At 74.2% G+C, this 19,069-nt stretch carries 13 protein-coding genes; 3 read left to right on the top strand and 10 right to left on the bottom strand.

Going from position 1 to position 19,069, the window contains the following annotated elements:
• Positions 1-99: 99 nt before the first annotated feature.
• Positions 100-897, bottom strand: a complete 798-nt coding sequence (locus tag GA0074696_RS11985; protein ID WP_088961179.1) for an SGNH/GDSL hydrolase family protein — start codon at positions 895-897, stop codon at positions 100-102.
• A gap of 187 nt (positions 898-1,084) precedes the next feature.
• Between GA0074696_RS11985 and GA0074696_RS11980 the strand changes: the two genes are divergently transcribed.
• Positions 1,085-2,626, top strand: a complete 1,542-nt coding sequence (locus tag GA0074696_RS11980) for a M1 family metallopeptidase (protein ID WP_088961178.1) — start codon at positions 1,085-1,087, stop codon at positions 2,624-2,626.
• Positions 2,627-2,867: 241 nt separating this feature from the next.
• Here the strand turns inward: GA0074696_RS11980 and GA0074696_RS11975 are convergent, their stop codons facing one another.
• The 4 genes from GA0074696_RS11975 to gltB all read right to left on the bottom strand — a co-directional run bounded on the left by GA0074696_RS11975 (position 2,868) and on the right by gltB (position 11,702).
• A complete protein-coding gene (locus GA0074696_RS11975) occupies positions 2,868-3,389 on the bottom strand; it encodes a hypothetical protein (protein WP_088961177.1) in 522 nt (173 codons plus the stop codon).
• Between the two features lie 309 nt (positions 3,390-3,698).
• Positions 3,699-5,261: an MFS transporter gene (locus GA0074696_RS11970; protein WP_088961176.1), complete on the bottom strand. Its 1,563-nt coding sequence runs from the start codon at positions 5,259-5,261 to the stop codon at positions 3,699-3,701.
• Positions 5,262-5,515: 254 nt separating this feature from the next.
• Positions 5,516-7,054, bottom strand: coding sequence for a glutamate synthase subunit beta (locus GA0074696_RS11965; RefSeq protein ID WP_088961175.1), 1,539 nt, complete (start codon positions 7,052-7,054; stop codon positions 5,516-5,518).
• Positions 7,047-11,702 carry a glutamate synthase large subunit gene (gene gltB / locus GA0074696_RS11960; protein ID WP_088961174.1) on the bottom strand — a complete coding sequence of 1,552 codons (4,656 nt, stop codon included), beginning with the start codon at positions 11,700-11,702 and terminating at the stop codon, positions 7,047-7,049. Before gltB ends, GA0074696_RS11965 begins: the two co-directional genes overlap by 8 nt.
• A 146-nt stretch (positions 11,703-11,848) precedes the next feature.
• Here gltB and GA0074696_RS11955 point away from each other — a divergent pair, with 146 nt between their 5' ends.
• Positions 11,849-12,691 (top strand): GNAT family N-acetyltransferase, encoded by an 843-nt coding sequence (locus GA0074696_RS11955; protein WP_088961173.1) that lies wholly within the window; start codon positions 11,849-11,851, stop codon positions 12,689-12,691.
• A 102-nt stretch (positions 12,692-12,793) separates the two neighbouring features.
• On the opposite strand, the gene GA0074696_RS11950 is transcribed toward GA0074696_RS11955, so the two are convergent.
• Together GA0074696_RS11950 and lgt are read right to left on the bottom strand one after the other, a co-directional pair.
• Complete coding sequence (locus tag GA0074696_RS11950) at positions 12,794-13,984, bottom strand: FAD-dependent oxidoreductase (protein WP_088961172.1); 1,191 nt, start codon at positions 13,982-13,984, stop codon at positions 12,794-12,796.
• An 11-nt stretch (positions 13,985-13,995) separates the two neighbouring features.
• Positions 13,996-15,165, bottom strand: a complete 1,170-nt coding sequence (gene lgt, locus GA0074696_RS11945) for a prolipoprotein diacylglyceryl transferase (RefSeq protein ID WP_088961171.1) — start codon at positions 15,163-15,165, stop codon at positions 13,996-13,998.
• Positions 15,166-15,268: 103 nt separating this feature from the next.
• On the opposite strand from lgt, the gene GA0074696_RS11940 reads away from it, so the two are divergent.
• The gene (locus tag GA0074696_RS11940) at positions 15,269-15,802 is read left to right on the top strand and encodes an NUDIX hydrolase (protein ID WP_088961170.1); all 534 of its coding nucleotides are present in this window, start codon (positions 15,269-15,271) and stop codon (positions 15,800-15,802) included.
• 136 nt (positions 15,803-15,938) lie between these two features.
• Here GA0074696_RS11940 and trpA read toward each other — a convergent pair whose 3' ends face one another.
• The 3 genes from trpA to trpC all read right to left on the bottom strand — a co-directional run bounded on the left by trpA (position 15,939) and on the right by trpC (position 18,903).
• The gene (trpA, locus tag GA0074696_RS11935; RefSeq protein ID WP_088961169.1) at positions 15,939-16,742 is read right to left on the bottom strand and encodes a tryptophan synthase subunit alpha; all 804 of its coding nucleotides are present in this window, start codon (positions 16,740-16,742) and stop codon (positions 15,939-15,941) included.
• A 4-nt stretch (positions 16,743-16,746) separates the two neighbouring features.
• Entirely contained in the window at positions 16,747-17,979 is a 1,233-nt protein-coding gene (trpB, locus tag GA0074696_RS11930; RefSeq protein ID WP_088961168.1) for a tryptophan synthase subunit beta, read from the bottom strand.
• Between the two features lie 120 nt (positions 17,980-18,099).
• Positions 18,100-18,903, bottom strand: coding sequence for an indole-3-glycerol phosphate synthase TrpC (gene trpC, locus GA0074696_RS11925; protein ID WP_172894616.1), 804 nt, complete (start codon positions 18,901-18,903; stop codon positions 18,100-18,102).
• Between the last annotated feature and the right edge of the window lie 166 nt (positions 18,904-19,069).

Raw genomic sequence — 19,069 nt, 5'->3', positions numbered from 1 at the left:
CGCCGGGTCCGGGCAGCCACGGACTCTCCATTGTCGGCAATGGATGCAACGGCGGCCGGTGGCCCGGGTACGGGACCGCCGGCCGCCGGGGCGCGTCGGTCAGCCGAGCACCGCGTTCAGCGCCGGCAGGTAGCCGTACCGGTAGCCGGCGGCGTTCGGGTGGTACGCCTCGATGACCCCGGAGACGTCCCGGATCCACGGGTCGGCGGCGCAGACCCCGTGACCGGCGAAGAAGGGACGGGCATCGGCGAAGGTGGCGCCGGCCGCGCGGGCCCGGTCGGCGATGACCGTGGCGAGCAGGTCGGCGGCCTCGTTGAGGAGGGTGCGCTTGTACGTGCTCATGGCCAGCAGCCCGCAGTAGTTGGTCTCGAACAGCCGCGGGTAGCCGAGGACCACGAGCCGGGCGTTGGGGGCCCGGTTGCGGATGGCGGCGTAGGTGGCGTCGAGCCGGCCGGGCAGCGTCGAGGTCGCGAAGCTCTTGGATTCGTTGACCGCGTTCACGCAACTGGTGGTGCTGCCGAACCGGCAGCTGGTGATCACGTCGGCGAAGCCGGCGTCGTTGCCGCCGATGGTGACGGTGACCAGCGTGGTGCTGGTGCTCAGCGAGTTGACCTGGCTGTTGATCACGTCGGCGGTGACCGCGCCGCCGCAGGCCGGGAACCGGAAGCTGGTCACCGCGTTGGCGGCGGCCCAGAGCGGGGCGTACGACTTCTCGCTGCGCAGGCAGGTGGACAGGTCGTACGGGCCGGCGCCGACCCCGGAGGAGTAGGAGTCGCCGAGGGCGACGTAGTTGACGGTGGCCGCCTGGGCGGTGCCGGGGACGAGCACGACGCCGAGGACGGTGGCGAGCAGGGCGACCAGCGCGGTGACGGCGCGGGCCAGGGCGCGGTGGGGCATCAGGGACCTCCACGGAGCAGGGGTGGTGGGATCCTCGTGACCGCGCGCTGGCCAGGGGTGTGGGTCTTGTTACTAGTCGGTAATACTATCGAAATATTTAGATCAACTGAACACCGCCGGGGCGGACACGTTCACAAACGTCGATTAGGTTCGTCCTGCGAACACCCCGACGGAGGGAGTCCACCTCGTGCGACGTGTTTTCACGGCGGCCATCGCCGCCCTGACCGTCACCACCGCCGGCACCCTGGTGACCGGCACCCCCGGCCAGGCCGCCCTACCGGGTTGGGGCCGGCCGGTCCCGGTCGCCGCCGCACCGGCGCCCGGCAGCCCGGGCCTGGGCGACAGCTACTTCCCCGACTACGGCAACGGCGGGTACGACGTCAGCCACTACGACGTCCGCCTGCGCTACGAGCCGGCCACCGACCGACTCACCGGCACCACCACCATCCTGGCGACGGCCACCCAGGACCTGTCCCGCTTCAACCTCGACTTCCTGCTCGACGTGGAGTCCGTCCGGGTCAACGGCTGGTCCGCCGCGTACACCCGCGAGGGCACCCACGAGCTGGTGGTCACCGCGCCACGCGCGATCGTGAAGGGTCAACTGCTGACCATCGTGGTCAGGTACTCCGGCGTGCCGTCGGAGACCCTGGTCGGCGGCTACACCGGCTGGACCCGCACGGACGACGGCGCGTTGGCGGTCAACGAGCCCGAGTCGGCCTGGTGGTGGTTCCCGGCCAACGACCATCCGCTGGACAAGGCCACCTTCGACATCTCGGTGTCGGTGCCCGCCGGGATCGAGGTGATCAGCAACGGCGTGCAGCCGCGCCCCCCGCTGGCCGAGCCCGGCAACCGGATGCGGTGGGGCTGGCGCAGCACCAGGCCGGCCGCCACCTACCTGGCGTTCCTGGCGATCGGCCAGTACGACATCGTCACCGACGCCGCGCCGAACGGGCAGCCGGTGATCAACGCGTACAGCGCCACGCTGGGTGAGCGCGGGCCGGCCGCGCGGGCCAGCATCGAGCGGACGGCCGAGATCGTCGACTGGGAGAGCGGCCTCTTCGGGCCGTACCCGTTCGAGGCCCAGGGCGGCGTCGCCGGGCCGATCGACGGCATCGGCTTCGCGCTGGAGACGCAGACCCGCCCGGTGTACGGGCCGAGCTTCTGGCGCCGCGGCGCGAACACCTACGTGGTGGTGCACGAGAACGCCCACCAGTGGTTCGGCGACTCGGTGTCCGTCGCGCAGTGGCGGGGCATCTGGCTCAACGAGGGCTTCGCCTCGTACGCCGAGTGGCTCTGGTCGGAGGGGCAGGGCGAGGGCACCGCGCAGGAACTCTTCGACTTCACCTACGCCGCCTATCCCGAGGACGCCGAGTTCTGGCAGGTGCTGCCGGGCGACCCGGGCGCCGACCGGGTCTTCGACGACGCGGTCTACGACCGGGGCGCGATGGCGCTGCACCAGCTCCGGCTGGCCGTCGGCGACGAGGCGTTCTTCGAGATCCTGCCGGCCTGGACCGCCGAGCACCGGTACGGCAACGGCTCCGTGGCGCAGTTCCAGGCACTCGCGGAGCGGATCTCCGGGCTGGAACTGGACGAGTTCTTCACCACCTGGCTGTTCACCGCCGGCCGTCCGGAACTGGCCACGGCCGCCCGCGCGACGGCGGTGGCCACGCCCGAGCAGCCGAAGTCGTGGACGAAGATCCGCGAGGCGCACCAGCTCCTGCAGCACTGACCCCCCGGCCCGGCCGGGTGCCCGCTCCCCTTCCGGGGGCCGGGTGCCCGGCCGGTGCGCCGTCCCGGCGGCGACGCCCGCCGGGCGGGAACAGCTCGCCCGAAACGCCGGGGCGGGCATCGCTCGGCAGGGCCGCCGGTCGGCGCGGACGCCGCTCAACGCGAAGACCACCTGGAGCGCAGACCGCCCCGAGACGCTACCGACCTGATGACGTGAACGACTCACGCCGCCCGGAGGGGTGTCAGGCCGCCGGCGTCGACAGCGGCGGCGCGGCCGGCACGCCGGCGGCCTCGATCGCCCGGATGTGCCGGTAGGCGAACCAGAGCGGTGGGAAGGCGCCGACCGCGAAGGAGAGGTCGACCAGCGTCCAGAACCACGGGATGTCCCGGATCGGCCCGCAGATCAGCGCCAGCGGCACGATCCCGGCGCAGGCGATCATGCCGAGCTGCACCACCCAGACGTTGCGCACCGGATCCCGCAGCGGTCCCCAGAAGGCCACCGCCAGCACCAGGTGGGCGAAGGCGAGCCAGTCGGTGCCGTAGAGCATGAACGGGTAGCGGTCGCCGGTCTCCACCAGCCCGGTGTGCACCCGCTCGATCCAGCCGACCAGCGCCGGCAGGTCGTCGGCGAGCGGATCGAGCGCGCGCAGCAGCCAGCGCACCTCGATCTCCAGCGGGAACGCGGTCGCTCCACTGAGGAAGAGACCCACCAGCACGATCCACAGCCACCGGCGGATCCGCCGCAGCCGCTCCTCGGTATCCATGGCCGGATCGTAACGATGATCTTCGCGCCGCCCGGTCCCGTGGACGCCTGATCCACCGGCGAACCTCATGACCTCGCTCACCCGCAGCCGGTCACGCCCGGTGAGGCCACCAGGAACGGCCACGCGGCCACCGGAGGACATCGCCACCGGCGAATCGTCTACGACATCAGGTCCGTAGCGTCCGGACACCGCTCGGGGTCGCACCGGGTGAGGTCCGGGCGCAGCCGGGTCGGCGGCCTGGCCCGAGGCAGGTGTGCAGCCGACACCGACAGCGCTTCCGCCCATGCCCTGCCCCGGCGTCGAGCCGCCTCAGGGCAGGCAGTCGCCCGGGGGCACCTCGATCAGGGCCGCGCCGCCGGCCAACCGGGGACGACGGCCGGACCGGGCCGGCGCCCCGCCGGCGCAGTCGGCCGCGGCCCGGACCAGTTGACTGGACGGCAGCCGCCCCGCCCCCGGCCGGCGCACCGCCGCCGGGTACCAGCCGGGCGGCGGGCTCCCCGCCGGGCGGGGCGTCGCGGCCGGGCGGGCGGTCGCGACGGGCCGGGTGGCGGGCGGGGTCGCGGGCCGGACGACGCGGGTGGCGATGGCGGCGACCCGGCGGGCCGGACGGCGCACCACGGGCGCGGCCAGCACCAGGGTGACCCGGCGACGCAGCCGGTGGTCGCGCAGCCCGTCGAGGGCGACGCCCGCGGCGGCCGTGGCGACGGCGGTCACCGCGCCGGCCAGCACCAGGGTCTGCCGGGGGCCGGCGTGCTCGGAGAGCCAACCGAGCAGGGGCGCGCCGACCGCCACGGAGACCGAGCCGGTGACCGCCAGGGCGGCCAGCACCCGACCGCGCATGGCGTAGTCGGTGTCGAGCTGGGCGCGGGCGCCGACCGTGGTGTCGATGACCACCGCCGCCGCGGCCACCGGGAGGATCACCGCGGCGAAGCTGACCGTGCCGGGAGCCAGCCCGGCGGCGATCTGCAACACGCTGGCCAGCAGGCCGGCGCAGATCAGCAGCCCGTAGCCCAGCTCGCGGCGGCGGGCCGCCACCAGCGCGCCCAGCACCGTACCGACCGCGAAGACGGTGGAGAGCACGCCGTAGCCCGACGCCCCGGCGCGCAGCGGGCCGTCACTCATCGCCGCCATGGTCACCTGGTAGTTGCGGCCCAGGCTGCCCAGCACGAACGACAGCGCCAACGCGACCAGCACCACCGGCTGGCGCAGCAGGTAGCGGAAACCGGCAAGGATGCCGCCGTCCACCGGCGCCGCGTCGGCCGCCGCCGGCTCGGCGGTGTGCCGCTCCTGATCGCGTACGGCGAGCAGGGCGCCGACCACCGCGACGAAGCTGGCCGCGTTGACGGCGAAGAGCAGTGCGGGGCCGACGGCGGCGACCACGACGGCGCCGGCGCTCATGCCGAGAATGCGGCCGGCGGAGTTGGTCAGCGAGCCGAGCGCGAGGGCGTTGCCCAGGTCCTTCCGGTCGACCAGCGTCGAGGACCAGCGGCCCGACACCGGCCCCTCGATCGCCGACACCGCCCCGGTGACCAGCGCGATCGCGTAGATCGCCGGGAGGCCGCCGACGCCGGTGACGGCGACCACCGCCAGCCCCGCGGCGAGCAGTGCGTGTACCGCCTGGGCGGCGATCAGCAGCGGCTTCGCCCGCAGCCGGTCGGCCAGCGCCCCGCCCCACACGCTGAGCAGCAGCGTCGGCAGGGCCTGGAGCAGGACGGCCAGGCCCATCGAGGTCGCCGAGTGGGTCTGCTCGAGCACGTACCAGTTGACGCCGAGCACCTGCATCCAGGTCCCGATCACCGAGACGAAGCCGGCACCGGCCCAGATCCGGTAGTTGCGGTGACGCAGTGCGGCGAACGTGCTTCCGAGGGCCACGAGGGCCTCCCCGTCCTGACGACGACATGACGAAGCCGAACCCACGGCGGGTTCGGCAGCGGCCAAGTCTGCCGCGCGCCAAACCGATTTCCGGCTTTCGTGAGCGGACTCACCGGGTCGACGGCGCCGGGGTGGGGCACGCCCCGCCAGCCCGGCAGGCCCCGGGACGGACCGGACGCCGACGACGGACACCCCGGTCGGGACGGGCACGTCCGGACCGGGGTGTCGGTGCGGCGGGATTGCCGCCGGGGTCGTCAGCGGGCGGCGAGCGGCTGCCGCGCCGGGTCCACCGGGGCCGGCAGCTCGCCGACCCCGCCGAGGTACGCGTGGATCGCCGCGGCGGCGGCCCGCCCTTCGGCGATGGCCCAGACGATCAGCGAGGCGCCCCGGTGCATGTCACCGGCGACGAAGACGCCGTCGGCGTCGGTCTGCCAGTCGGTTCCGGCGTCGACCGCGCCCCGGGCGTTGCGGCGCACCCCGAACTGCTCCAGCAGCGGCTGCTGCTCGGTGCCCTCGAAGCCGATGGCGAGCAGCACCAGGTCGGCCGGAAGCTCGCGCTCGGAGCCGGGCAGCGGGTTGACGATCCGCCGGCCGTCCCGCTTCTCGACGCTGACCTCGGCGATCCGCACGCCCTTGACCTGGCCGGTGCCGTCGTCGACGAACTCCTGCACCGCGACGGCGAAGACCCGCTCGCCGCCCTCCTCGTGCGCCGGGTAGTTGCGCAGCACCCACGGCCAGGTCGGCCACGGGTCGCGGGCGGCGTCCCGGGTCTGCGGGGGCTCCGGGTAGAGGTCGAGCTGGTGCACGCCGGCGGTGCCCTGCCGGTGGGCCACCCCGAGGCAGTCCGCGGCGGTGTCACCACCGCCGATGATCACGACGTGCTTGCCGGCGGCGTCGATCGGGGTGCCGTCGGGCAGCACGGCGAGGGCCCGTCGCCCGTCGCCGGCCGCCGCGACGCTGGGCCGGCCGGCAGCCGCCTCGGCGACTGCGCGGTTGGCGGCGACCAGGTGCGCCATCGCCTGGTGCACGCCGCGCAGCTGCCGCCCGGGGGTCTCCGGGGTGTCCCGGCCCTGGAGCGCGCCGCAGGCCAGCAGCACCGCGTCGTGCTCGGCGCGCAACTGCTCGGCGGTGACGTCCACGCCGACGTCCACGCCGGTGCGGAACTGGACGCCCTCGGCGGCCAGCTGGGCCAGCCGCCGGTCGATGTGCAGCTTCTCCAGCTTGAAGTCGGGGATGCCGTACCGGAGCAGGCCACCGATCGCGTCGTCGCGCTCGTACACGGTCACCGCGTGACCGGCGCGGGCGAGCTGCTGCGCGGCGGCGAGGCCGGCGGGGCCGGAGCCGACCACGGCGACCGACCGGCCGGTCGGCGCCGGCACCGGGCGGGGACGCAGCCCGCCCCGGGCCACCGCCGCGTCGGCGATCTCCACCTCGACCTGCTTGATGGTGACCGGCTGCCCGCCGCCGATGCCGAGCACGCAGGCGGCCTCGCAGGGCGCCGGGCAGAGCCGGCCGGTGAACTCCGGGAAGTTGTTGGTGGCGTGCAGCGACTCCACCGCGGCGTCCCAGTTGCCGGTACGGACCAGGTCGTTCCAGTCCGGGATGCGGTTGCCCAGCGGGCAGCCGTCGTGGCAGAACGGGATGCCGCAGTCCATGCACCGGGTGGCCTGCTCGCGGATCAGCTCCTCGCCGGCCGGCGGGTAGACCTCGCGCCAGTCGCTGATCCGCACCGGCACCGGGCGGCGCGCCGGCAGCCGCCGGTCGTAGCGCAGGAAACCGTTCGGGTCAGGCACGAGCCACCTCCTGGGCCGCCACCCGCGGGGCGGGCGGCACCGGCGCGGTCAGCGCAGACATGACCGCGTCGTCGACGTCACGGCCGGCGGCTTCGGCGGCCCGCATGATCTCCATCACCCGGCGGTAGTCCCGGGGGACCACCGCGGTGAACTCCTCCACCGCCTCCGGCCAGCGCTTGAGCAGCTCCGCGCCGAGGACCGAGTCGGTCTCCGCGACGTGCCGCTGCACCAGCTCGTGCAGCAGGTCGCGCTCGGCGTCGCGCAGCGGCGTCAGGTCCACCAGTTCGGCGTTGACCCGGTCGGTGTCCAGCCGGTGCACGTACGCGGTCCCGCCGGACATGCCGGCGGCGAAGTTGCGCCCGGTCTCGCCGAGCACCACCACCGTGCCGCCGGTCATGTACTCGCAGCCGTGGTCGCCGACGCCCTCGACGACGGCCACCGCGCCGGAGTTGCGTACCGCGAACCGCTCCCCCACCCGACCGCGCAGGAACAGCTCGCCGCCGGTGGCCCCGTACAGGATGGTGTTGCCGGCGATGATCTGGTCCTCGGCCCGGGCGCCGGCGGCGGCGTCCGGGTCGGCGAACGGCGCGGCGGCGTCCGGGCGGACGACGATCCGCCCGCCGGAGAGTCCCTTGCCGACGTAGTCGTTGGCGTCGCCGTGCAGCCGCAGGGTGACCCCGCGCGGCAGGAACGCGCCGAAGGACTGCCCGGCGGTGCCGCGCAGCACGAACTCGATCGTGTCGTCGGGCAGGCCGGCGCCGCCGAAGCGGCGGGTGACCTCACCGCCGAGCATCGCACCGACGCTGCGGTGCTCGTTGCGCACCGCCACCTCGACCCGGACCGGGCTGCCGTCGCGCAGCGCCGGCTGGGCGAGGGCGATCAGCTCGTTGTCCAGGGCCAGTTCCAGGCCGTGGTCCTGAGCCCGCACGCCGCGCCGCGCGGCGTCCGCCGGCAGCTCCGGCAGGTGCAGTACGCGCCCCAGGTCCAGCCCGTGCGCCTTCCAGTGGTCCACCGCCGGGGCGACGTCGAGCAGCTCGGCGTGCCCGATCGTCTCGTCGATGCTGCGGAAGCCCAGCTCGGCGAGGTAGCCGCGGACCTCCTCGGCGAGGAAGAGGAAGAAGTTCTCCACGAACTCCGGCTTGCCGGTGAACCGCTCGCGCAGCACCGGGTTCTGGGTGGCGATCCCGACCGGACAGGTGTCCAGGTGGCAGACCCGCATCATCACGCAGCCCTCGACGATCAGCGGGGCGGTGGCGAAGCCGAACTCCTCGGCGCCGAGCAGCGCCGCGACCAGCACGTCCCGGCCGGTCTTGAGCTGGCCGTCGACCTGCACGGTGACCCGGTCGCGGAGCTTGTTGAGCAGCAGCGTCTGCTGCGCCTCGGCCAGGCCCAGCTCCCACGGGGTGCCGGCGTGCTTGAGCGAGTTCAGCGGGGACGCGCCGGTGCCGCCGTCGTGGCCGGAGATCAGGATGACGTCGGCCTTGAGCTTGGCGACGCCGGCCGCGACGGTGCCCACGCCGACCTCGCTGACCAGCTTGACGTGCACCCGGGCGGCCGGGTTGACGCACTTCAGGTCGTGCACCAGCTGGGCAAGGTCCTCGATGGAGTAGATGTCGTGGTGCGGCGGGGGGGAGATCAGGCCGACACCCGGGGTGGCGTGCCGGGTACGGGCGATCCACGGCCAGACCTTGTTGCCGGGCAGCTGCCCGCCCTCGCCGGGCTTGGCGCCCTGCGCCATCTTGATCTGGAGGTCGTCGGCGTTGACCAGGTATTCGCTGGTCACACCGAAGCGACCGCTGGCGATCTGCTTGACCGCGGAGCGGCGGGCCGGGTCGTACAGCCGCTCGACGTCCTCGCCGCCCTCGCCGGTGTTGGACTTGCCACCGAGCCGGTTCATCGCGATCGCCAGGGTCTCGTGCGCCTCCGCCGAGATCGACCCGTACGACATGGCGCCGGTGGCGAACCGCTTGACGATCTCGGTGGCCGGCTCGACCTCGTCGATCGGCACCGCCGGGCGAACCCCGGTACGCAGGGTGAACAGCCCGCGCAGCGAGCCGGCCCGCGCGGCCAGCTCGTCGACCTTGGCGGTGTACTGCCGGAACACGTCGTACTGGCGGCTGCGGGTGGCGTGCTGGAGCAGGAAGACCGTCTCCGGGTTGAACAGGTGCAGCTCACCCTCGCGGCGCCACTGGTACTCGCCGCCGACCTCCAACCGGTCGGAGGTCTGGACGCCCGGCGCCGGCCAGGCCAGCGCGTGCCGGGCGGCCACCTCGGCGTGGATCTCGTTCAGCCCGATGCCGCTGATGGTGCTGGGGGTGCCGCGGAAGTAGCGCTCCACCAGCCGGGTGTGCAGCCCGACCGCCTCGAAGACCTGCGCCCCGCAGTACGACGACACCGTCGAGATGCCCATCTTCGACATGATCTTCAGGACGCCCTTGCCGAGCGCCTTGACGTAGTTGCGCACGGCCTTGGCCGGGTCGACGCCGACCAGCGCTCCGGTGGAGATCATGTCCTCGACCGACTCGAAGGCCAGGTACGGGTTGACCGCCGCGGCGCCGTACCCGATCAGCACGGCCGCGTGGTGCACCTCCCGGCAGTCGCCGGACTCGACGATCAGCGCCACCTGGGTACGGGTCTGCTCGCGGACCAGGTGCTGGTGCACCGCCGCGGTGAGCAGCAGCGACGGGATCGGCGCCAGGTCGGCGTTGGAGTCCCGGTCGGACAGGACCAGGATCCGCACCCCGTCCTCGATGGCCTCCGAGACGTGCCGGCAGATCTCGGTCAGCCGCGCCTTGATGCCGGCGCCGCCGTCGCGCACCCGGTAGAGCCCGGAGACCCGGACCGCCTTGAGGCCGGGCAGGTCGCCGTCCTCGTCGATGGAGAGGATCTTGGCCAGCTCGTCGTTGTCGATCACCGGGTGCGGCAGCACGATCTGCCGGCAGCTCGCCGGGCCCGGGTCGAGCAGGTTGCCCTCCGGGCCGACGGTCGACGACAGGCTGGTCACCAGCTCCTCCCGGATGGCGTCCAGCGGTGGGTTGGTGACCTGGGCGAAGAGCTGGTGGAAGTAGTCGTAGAGCAGCCGCGGCCGGGTCGACAGCGGGGAGATCGGGGTGTCGGTGCCCATCGAGCCGAGCGGCTCCGCGCCGAGCCGGGCCATCGGCGCGAGCAGGATCTTCAGCTCCTCCTCGGTGTAGCCGAAGGTCTGCTGGCGGCGGCGTACCGAGTCGTGGGTGTAGACGATGTGCTCGCGCGGTGGCAGGTCGGTCAGGTCGATCAGCCCGGCGTGCAGCCACTCGGCGTACGGCCGGGCGGCGGCCAGCTCGGCCTTGATCTCGTCGTCCTGCACGATCCGCCCGTTGACGGTGTCGACCAGGAACATCCGGCCCGGCTGGAGCCGGCCCTTGGCGACCACGGTGGCCGGGTCGAGGTCGAGCACGCCCGCCTCGCTGCCGAGCACGACGAGGCCGTCGGAGGTCCGCCACCAGCGGCCCGGGCGCAGCCCGTTGCGGTCCAGCACCGCGCCGACGATCTCGCCGTCGGTGAAGGCGACCGACGCGGGCCCGTCCCAGGGCTCCATCAGGCTGGCGTGGAACCGGTAGAAGGATCTCCGACCGTGGTCCATGTCGTGGTCGTTCTCCCAGGCCTCCGGGATCATCATCAGCACCGCGTGCGGCAGGCTCCGCCCGGCCAGGTGCAGCAGTTCGAGGACCTCGTCGAAGTTCGCCGAGTCGGAGGCGCCCGGGGTGCAGACCGGGAAGATCCGCCGGATGTTGCCGGGGATCTCGGGGCTGCGCAGCAGCGCCTCCCGGGCCTGCATCCAGTTCCGGTTGCCACGGATGGTGTTGATCTCACCGTTGTGCGCGATGAACCGGTACGGGTGGGCCAGCGGCCAGGACGGGAAGGTGTTGGTGGAGAACCGGGAGTGCACCAGCGCGATCGCGCTCTCCACCCGCTCGTCGGTCAGCTCCGGGAAGTACGCCGGCAGCTGGTCCGGGGTGAGCATGCCCTTCCAGGTCATCGTCCGCGAGGACAGCGACGGGAAGTAGGCCGGCACGCCCCGCTCGGCGCTCTCCCGCTCGGCCTGCTTGCGCACGCAGAACGCCACCCGGTCCAGGTCGAGGCCGGTCAGCGGCGAGCCGGCCGGTCCGGCAGGGGTGTCGGTGAGCCGGTGCGCGGCCAGGAAGAGCTGACGGATCCGGGGCATCGCCGCGAGCGCCGTCTCGCCCAGCCCGCTCGGGTCGACCGGCACGTCCCGCCAGCCGAGCAGGTCGGCCCCCTCCACCAGGGCGTACTTCTCCACCACCTGCCGGGCGCGGGCCTCCGCCGCGTCGTCGTCGGGGAGGAAGACCAGGCCGGTGGCGTACTGGCCGACCGGCGGCAGCGGGAAGTCGACCACCGCGCGCAGGAAGGCGTCCGGGACCTGGATCATGATCCCGGCGCCGTCACCGGTGTTGTGTTCCGCGCCCCGGGCACCCCGATGGTCCAGGCGGCAGAGCGCGCCGAGGCCGCCCGCCACCACCGCGTGGGAGCGCCGGCCGTGCAGGTCTGCGACGAAGGCCACGCCGCACGCGTCGTGCTCGTTGGCGGGGTCGTAGAGACCGGCCGCGGGCGGGGCCGACTGCGGGCTGTGAGGGTACGGAAAGGCCACCGGGTCTCCTGTCGTCACTCAGGTTGGATCATGGTCGGGACGACGTCGGCCCTTGGCGGTTTATTGAGTCTACGTTAGGGAGACCCGCGCAAGGCCAGTGCAGATTGATCACACCTTCCAGACTCTGGGACAGGTAGTCTCGCGCGGTGGATCCCCTGCGCAGCGAACTCCTCGCCCGGCTGGAACGCTTCTACGACGCGGTGCCGCGCGACGTCGCACGCGGGGAGGAATACGGCACGCTCGTGCTCTTCGTACGGGAAGGGGTCGGCTGGCCGTTCTACGCCCGACCCCGCCTCGACGCCACCACGCCCCCCTCGCTGGCCGACGTGACCGCCGTCCGCGAGCGGCAGCGCGAGCTGGGCCTGCCCGAGGCCCTCGAGTGGGTGCACGAGACCACGCCCGACCTGCTCGCGATGGCCCGGGCGGCGGGGCTGAGCGTGCTGGAGGCGCCGCTGATGGTGCTCGACCCGGCCGCTCTGCCCGACCCGGCGACCCTCACCGACGTACCGGTGCGGGTGCTGGACCCGGACGCGCCCGGCTTCGCCGCCGACGTGGCCGCCCGCCGCGCGGTCGCCGCGGTCGGTTTCGCCGCCGCCGGCACGGCCCGCGGCGACGCGGGCCCGGCGGAGCGGGACGCCGCGATCACCGAACTGGACGTGGCGGCGCTGGACGAGGAGCGGACCCGCCTCGCCGACGGCCGCCGGCTGTCGGTGGTGGCCGGCACGCCCGAGGACGGGGCGCTGGCCAGCGGGATGGCGATGCGGGTCGACGACGTGGCCGAGATCGCCGGGGTGGCCACCCTGCCGGCCGCCCGGCGCCGGGGCCTCGGCGCGGCGGTCACCGCCACCCTCGCCCACGAACTGCTGACCGCCGGCACCGACCTGGTCTTCCTCTCCGCCGGCAGCGAGGAGATCGCCCGGGTCTACCTCCGGGTCGGCTTCCGCCGCGTCGGCACCGCCTGCATCGCCGAACCCACCGCCCTCATCTGACCCCCGGCCCCCCGGCCGCACGCGTTGATCATGAAGTTAGCGGCGCCCACTCCGGCGTGTCCCGCCGCTAACTTCATGATCAACTTGGGTTTCGGGGGTAAGTCAGGGGGTTGGGGGGCGCCACTGGGCGGCCGACGAGGCGGCGCTGGAGAGCAGGCGGGGGCTTATCGTGCCGAGGGCGGCGTCGCGGGCGCGCAGGGCCAGCCGGCCCCGGGCCTGGAGGACCGCCGACATCCGGCGGGTCTGCCGGACCACCGTCGCCGCGCGGGGACGGCGCAACCGGTCGTACGCCTGCACGGCGTCGGGCAGTCGGGACTCGCGCAGCAGCGAGGAGAGGGTGGCCGCGTCCTCGAAGGCGAGGCACGCCCCCTGCCCCAGGTGGGGTGGCATGGCGTGCGCCGCGTCGCCGAGCAGCACCACGCCACCCGGGCCGGCCGGGAAGCCGTACGCCCGGGGCAGTGGGCGCAGCTCGCGGACCTCCTGCTGCACCAGGTCGGCCGGCTCGGTGGCGTCGAGCAGCTCGCCGATCGGCGCGGGCCAGCCGGCGTACCAGCGCTTGAGCAGGGCCAGCTGGGTCTCCGGCGGCTCGGGCCGGGGCGCTCCGGCGGCGGTGGCGACCCAGTAGATGCCGCCCCGGCGGGAGGCGCCGGAGGAGCCGCGCTCGCCCAGCGAGGCGGCCACGAAGCGGTAGCCCGCCCCCAGCACCTCCCCGCCGAGCGGCTGGTCGGCCGGCAGCCGGGGCGCCCGGTACCAGGGGATCACCGCGCGCCAGGCCGCGCAGCCGGAGCTGATCACCGCGGAGGAGGGAGCGAGCTGGCGGCGTACCGCGCTGTCGGTGCCGTCGGCGGCGACCACCAGATCGGCCTCGACCAGCTGCCCGGCGGTGCCGACCGCGGGCCGCTGGCCGGGGCGGACCCGGACGGTGTCCACGGCCACGCCGGTGCGCAGCTCCACCCGGTCGCCGAGCCCGGCGATCAGCGCGTCGTGCAGGTCCTCCCGGTGCACCACCACCGGCATCCGGTCAGCCGGCGTCGGGCGCGGCTGCACCAGCCAGTGCCCGTCCGGCCGGCGCACCCCGGCGTCGGGCAGCGGGGTCGCGATCGCGTCCAGGCCCGCGCCGAGGCCGAGCGCCTGCAGCGCGCGTACCCCGTTGGGCCAGAGCACCACGGCCGTGGCTTCCGGACGGACCCGGTCCGCCCGTTCCAGCAGGGTGACCTGCCAGCCGGAGCGGGCCAGCGTGCCGGCCACCGCCAGCCCGCCGAGCCCGGCGCCGACCACCACCGCGGTGCGCATCCCCGCCCCGCTCAGCTGTCCCGGTCGGCGGGCCGGGCGCCGGCGGCGCCCGCCCGGTCGTCCCGCTCCGGGACGTCGCCGTCGCCCACGGGCTCGGCCTCGTCGTCGGCGTCGGCCGGGGGTTCGTCGTCGGTCTCGGTGGTCGTCGCGGCGGCGGGCTCGTCGGGGACCTCGCCGGTCTCCCGGTACGCCTCGAACTGCTCCTCGCTGACCGTCCGGTAGCCCTCTGGAGCGACGGCCCGGGGGCCGTTCTCGGTGCGGGAGAGGTCGACCTGGGAGACGTCCCCACCGGCCGGCGGGACTGCGGCGGCCGGCACGCCCACCGGGATCAGGTACTCGCGGGGGCCGCGGACCCGGAGGAAGTAGATCAGCGCGCCGAGGAAGACCACGGCGGCGGTCCAGACATTGAGCCGGACGCCGAGGATCTGGTTCGCCTCGTCGGTGCGCATCAGCTCGATCCAGAACCGACCGGCGGTGTAGCCCATCACGTAGAGCGCGAAGGCCCGACCCTTGCCGAGCTTGAACCGGCGGTCGAGGGCGAACACCAGGGCGGCGACGCCGACGTTCCACAGCGCCTCGTACAGGAACGTCGGGTGGTAGAGCCCGGGCTCCAGGACCGCCTGGCCGGCAGGATCGCGCTGCGCCTGGCCCGGGTTGGCCGGGTCCATCCTGTGGATCTCCAGCCCCCAGGGCAGCGTGGTGCGGCCGCCGTAGAGCTCGTTGTTGAACCAGTTGCCGAACCGACCGACCGCCTGGGCCAGCGGCAGGCCGGGGGCGAGCGCGTCGGCCACCACCGCGAACGGGATGCCGAGCTGCCGGGCGGCGATCCAGGCGCCGACCGCGCCACCGGCGACCGCGCCCCAGATGCCCAGCCCACCCTCGTGGATGTAGAACACCTTGAGCCAGTCCCCGCCGGTGCCGAAGTACTTCTCCGGCGAGGTGATCACGTGGTAGATCCGGGCGCCGACGATGCCGGCCGGCACCGCCCAGACCGCGATGTCGAGCACCGCGCCCGGGGCCACGCCACGCTGGCGCAGCCGGCGCTCGGTGACCCAGCAGGCCAGCACGATGCCGAGGATGATGCAGAGCGCATAGGCCCGGATCGGCGCCGGCCCGAGATGCCAGACCGCGGTGGTCGGGCTCGGCAGGGCCGCCTGGGGGCTCAACGAGGCGAGGGTCACGGCTGCAAAGGCTACCGTTGCGGACCGCATCCGCGGCACCCCGGTCCGGCGAGGTTCGCGCGCCGGCTGACTTCCGGTTTGCCGGCCCGTACGCTCTGTGTCCATGAGCACGCTCACCTGGGCGGTCGCCGCGGTCCTGACCGACGAGGCCGGTCGGGTGCTGCTGTGCCGGCGCGACCGGGGCGGGCGGTGGGCGTTGCCCGGTGGGCGGCTGCACCGGCCGGGCTGCCCGACCGCGGCGGTGGCGGGCGAGGTCCTTCGGGAGACCGGGTGCCCGGTCGAGATCGTCGATCTGGTCGGCCTCTACCACCTGAGCCGCTCGCCCTGCGGCGGGCCGCCGACGCCGGACCCGCTGCCCGACGTGCTGGTGCACGTGTTCCGGGCGCGTACCCACCGGGACGCGGCCGAGACTCCGCCGGCCGGCTGCACGCTCTCCTGGCAGGTGCCGGACCGGCTGCCCGCGGAGGTCACCCCGGTCACCCGGGCCGCCGTCGCCGACGCCCGGGCCGGGCGCTCAGGGGTGCTGCGCGACCTGCGCCCCGACCCGGCGACGGTGATCCCGACCCCGCCGTCGCGGGCGGGCGATCCCGTGCCGCCCGCGCCGCGTGGCGCGTCGGCCGTCCGGCCCACTCCCTGATCCGAGGGCGCCACCCTGGGCCTCCGGCGCACTCCTGTTCGCGGGGTGTCGGGGTGTTCCGGCTTCGGGACACCCCGACCCGCCGCAAATCGGCGGGGACGCCGGGGCGGGCGGGTGGCGACGGGGGCGGGGCGGGTCAGCGGACGGGGTGGCGGACGCCCTCGGCGAGTTCGGCGCTGAGCGTGCGCAGGGCGGTCAGCCCGGCGGCCGGGTCCGGGGCGTCGAGCACGCAGCGGACCAGGGCGCTGCCCACGATCACGCCGTCGGCGTACCCGGCCACCGTGGCGGCCTGGGCGCCGGTGCCCACGCCGAGGCCGACGCCGACCGGCAGGTCGGTGACCTCGCGGAGCCGGGAGACCAGGACCGGCGCGGCCTCCGAGGTCTGCGCCCGGGCGCCGGTGACCCCCATGATCGCGGTGGCGTAGACGAAGCCCCGGCAGTGCTCGACGGTCATCTTCAGCCGGGCGTCGGTGGACGACGGCGAGACCAGGAACGTGCGGTCCAGGCCGTGGGCGTCCGAGGCGGCCAGCCACTCGCCGGCCTCGTCGGGGATCAGGTCCGGGGTGATCAGGCCGGTGCCGCCGGCGGCGGCGAGGTCGCGGGCGAACGCGTCGACGCCGTACTGCTCGATCGGGTTCCAGTAGGTCATCGTCACCACCGGGGCGCCGGTGGCGGCGACCGCCTCGACGATCCGCAGGGTGTCCGCGGTGCGGACCCCGCCGGCCAGGGCGATGTCGCTGGCCCTCTGGATCACCGGCCCGTCCATCACCGGGTCGGAGTACGGAATCTCCACCTCGATGACGTCGACGCCCGCCTCGACCATGGCGGTCATCGCGGCGATGCTGCCCTCGACGCTCGGGAAGCCGGCCGGCATACAGCCGACCAGCAGGGCCCGCCCGTCGGCGCGGGCCTTGTCGAAGGCCACCCCGATCCGACTCACGCTGTCACTCCTTGTCGAGGATGCCGAAGTACTCGCCGGCGGTGTGCACGTCCTTGTCACCCCGACCGGACAGGTTGACCACGATGACCGGCTCCCGGCCGAGCTCGGCGGTGAGCCGGGGAGCGATCCGCAGCGCGCCGGCCAGCGCGTGCGAACTCTCGATCGCCGGGATGATCCCCTCGGTACGGCAGAGCAGCTCGAACGCGGCCATCGCCTCGGCGTCGGTCACCGGCTCGTACGTGGCCCGGCCGCTGTCGTGCAGCCAGGCGTGCTCCGGCCCGACGCCCGGGTAGTCCAGCCCGGCGGAGATCGAGTGCGACTCGATGGTCTGGCCGTCGGCGTCCTGGAGCACGTAGGTGCGGGTGCCGTGCAGCACGCCCGAGGTGCCGCCGGTGATGCTGGCCGCGTGCCGGCCGGTCTCCACCCCGTCGCCGCCGGCCTCGAAGCCGTACAGCCGCACTTCGGTGTCGCCGACGAAGGCGTGGAAGATGCCCAGCGCGTTGGAGCCGCCGCCGACGCAGGCGGCGACCGCGTCCGGCAGCGCGCCGGTCAGGTCGAGGCACTGCTGGCGGGCCTCCTCGCCGATGCCCCGGACGAAGTCCCGGACCATCTCCGGGAACGGGTGCGGGCCGGCGGCGGTGCCGATCAGGTAGTGGGTGTCGTCGACGTTGGCGACCCAGTCCCGCATGGCCTCGTTCATCGCGTCCTTGAGGGTGCGCGAGCCGGTGGTGACCGGGACGACGGTGGCGCCGAGCATCCGCATCCGGGCCAGGTTGAGCGCCTGCCGCTGGGTGTCGACCTCGCCCATGTAGACCACGCACTCGAGGTCGAACAGGGCGGCGGCGGTGGCGGTGGCCACGCCGTGCTGGCCGGCGCCGGTCTCGGCGATCACCCGCTTCTTGCCCATCCGCCTGGTGAGCAGCGCCTGACCCAGCACGTTACGCACCTTGTGCGCCCCGGTGTGGTTGAGGTCCTCCCGCTTGAGCAGCACCCGGGCGCCCACCTTCGCGGAGAACCGCTCGGCGGAGTAGAGCAGCGACGGGGTGCCGGCGTAGTCGCGCAGCAGGGCGTCGAACTCGGCGAGGAACGCCTCGTCCGTCATCGCCTTGCGGTACGCGGCGTCCAGCTCGTCCAGTGCCGCGACCAGCGCCTCCGGCACGAACCGGCCGCCGAAGCGGCCGAAGTGACCGGCGGCGTCGGGAAGCTGACCGGCCGGGGCCGAGGCGTTGGCGCTCATGCCGTCACCTTCCTACGGTCGGCGACGCCATGAGGCACTGGCGCACCGCGCCGGATGATTCGCTCGCTGCGCTCGCTCAAGGCGGTGTCCTCTCGCTGCTGACGTCTCCCGGGCGCGGGCTCAGCGCACCGGGCGGGGCGTGGCCGGGTGGTTTCCGGCGTTGACCAGCTCGGCGACCGCCTCGCGGGGGCTCTTCTGGGTGACCAGGCCCTCGCCCACCAGCACGGCGTCGGCGCCGGCCGAGGCGTACCGGATGAGGTCGTGCGGGCCGCGCACGCCGGATTCCGCGATCTTGACGACGCTGCTGGGCAGGCCGGGCGCGATCCGCTCGAAGACCGACCGGTCGACCTCCAGGGTACGCAGGTCGCGGGCGTTGACCCCGATCACCTGCGCGCCGGCCTCCAGGGCGCGGTCGGCCTCCTCCTCGTCGTGCACCTCGACCAGCGCGGTCATGCCGAGCGACTCGATCCGCTCCAGCAGACCCGTCAGCACGTTCTGTTCGAGGGCGGCGACGATCAGCAGCACCAGGTCGGCGCCGTGCGCGCGCGCCTCGTGCACCTGGTAGCTGGAGACCACGAAGTCCTTGCGCAGGACCGGGACCCGGACGGCGGCCCGGACGGCGGCGAGGTCGTCCAGCGAGCCGCCGAACCAGCGCCCCTCGGTCAGCACGCTGATCGCCCGCGCGCCGCCGGAGGCGTACTGCCCGGCCAGGTCGGCCGGGTCGGCGATCTCGGCCAGCCGGCCCTTGGACGGCGAGGAACGCTTGACCTCGGCGATCACGGCCACCCCGGGCCGGCGCAGGGCCGCGTACGCGTCCAGCGGCGGCGGTGCGGCGGCGGCCAGCTCGCGGATCCGCTCCAGCGGAACCTGCTCCTGCCGCCGCGCCACGTCCTCCCGGACGCCGGCCAGGATCTCGTCGAGCACGCTTCCGGACGCCGCCGAACCGGCCTCGTCCCCCTCCGCGTGCGCATGCTCAGCAGTCACCAACGGACTCCCCTCTCCGGGTGTCATGGGCCGATGCTAGGGGGCGCCAGGTGACGACGGGTGCCGGGGGTATGGCGCTCCTCACGAAATGGGCTGTGGCATGATG

Origin of the sequence: Micromonospora purpureochromogenes, from assembly GCF_900091515.1 — a bacterium.
Taxonomy (GTDB): domain Bacteria; phylum Actinomycetota; class Actinomycetes; order Mycobacteriales; family Micromonosporaceae; genus Micromonospora; species Micromonospora purpureochromogenes.
This window is presented reverse-complemented; position numbering and strand designations above follow the sequence as displayed.

Excerpts from the sequence above, each read along its gene's own strand:
- GA0074696_RS11940 (WP_088961170.1), top strand. The coding sequence starts at position 15,269 with ATGAGCACGCTCACCTGGGCGGTCGCCGCGGTCCTGACCGACGAGGCC.
- GA0074696_RS11950 (WP_088961172.1), bottom strand. The coding sequence starts at position 13,984 with ATGCGCACCGCGGTGGTGGTCGGCGCCGGGCTCGGCGGGCTGGCGGTG.
- GA0074696_RS11975 (WP_088961177.1), bottom strand. The coding sequence starts at position 3,389 with ATGGATACCGAGGAGCGGCTGCGGCGGATCCGCCGGTGGCTGTGGATC.
- trpB (WP_088961168.1), bottom strand. The coding sequence starts at position 17,979 with ATGAGCGCCAACGCCTCGGCCCCGGCCGGTCAGCTTCCCGACGCCGCC.
- GA0074696_RS11985 (WP_088961179.1), bottom strand. The coding sequence starts at position 897 with ATGCCCCACCGCGCCCTGGCCCGCGCCGTCACCGCGCTGGTCGCCCTG.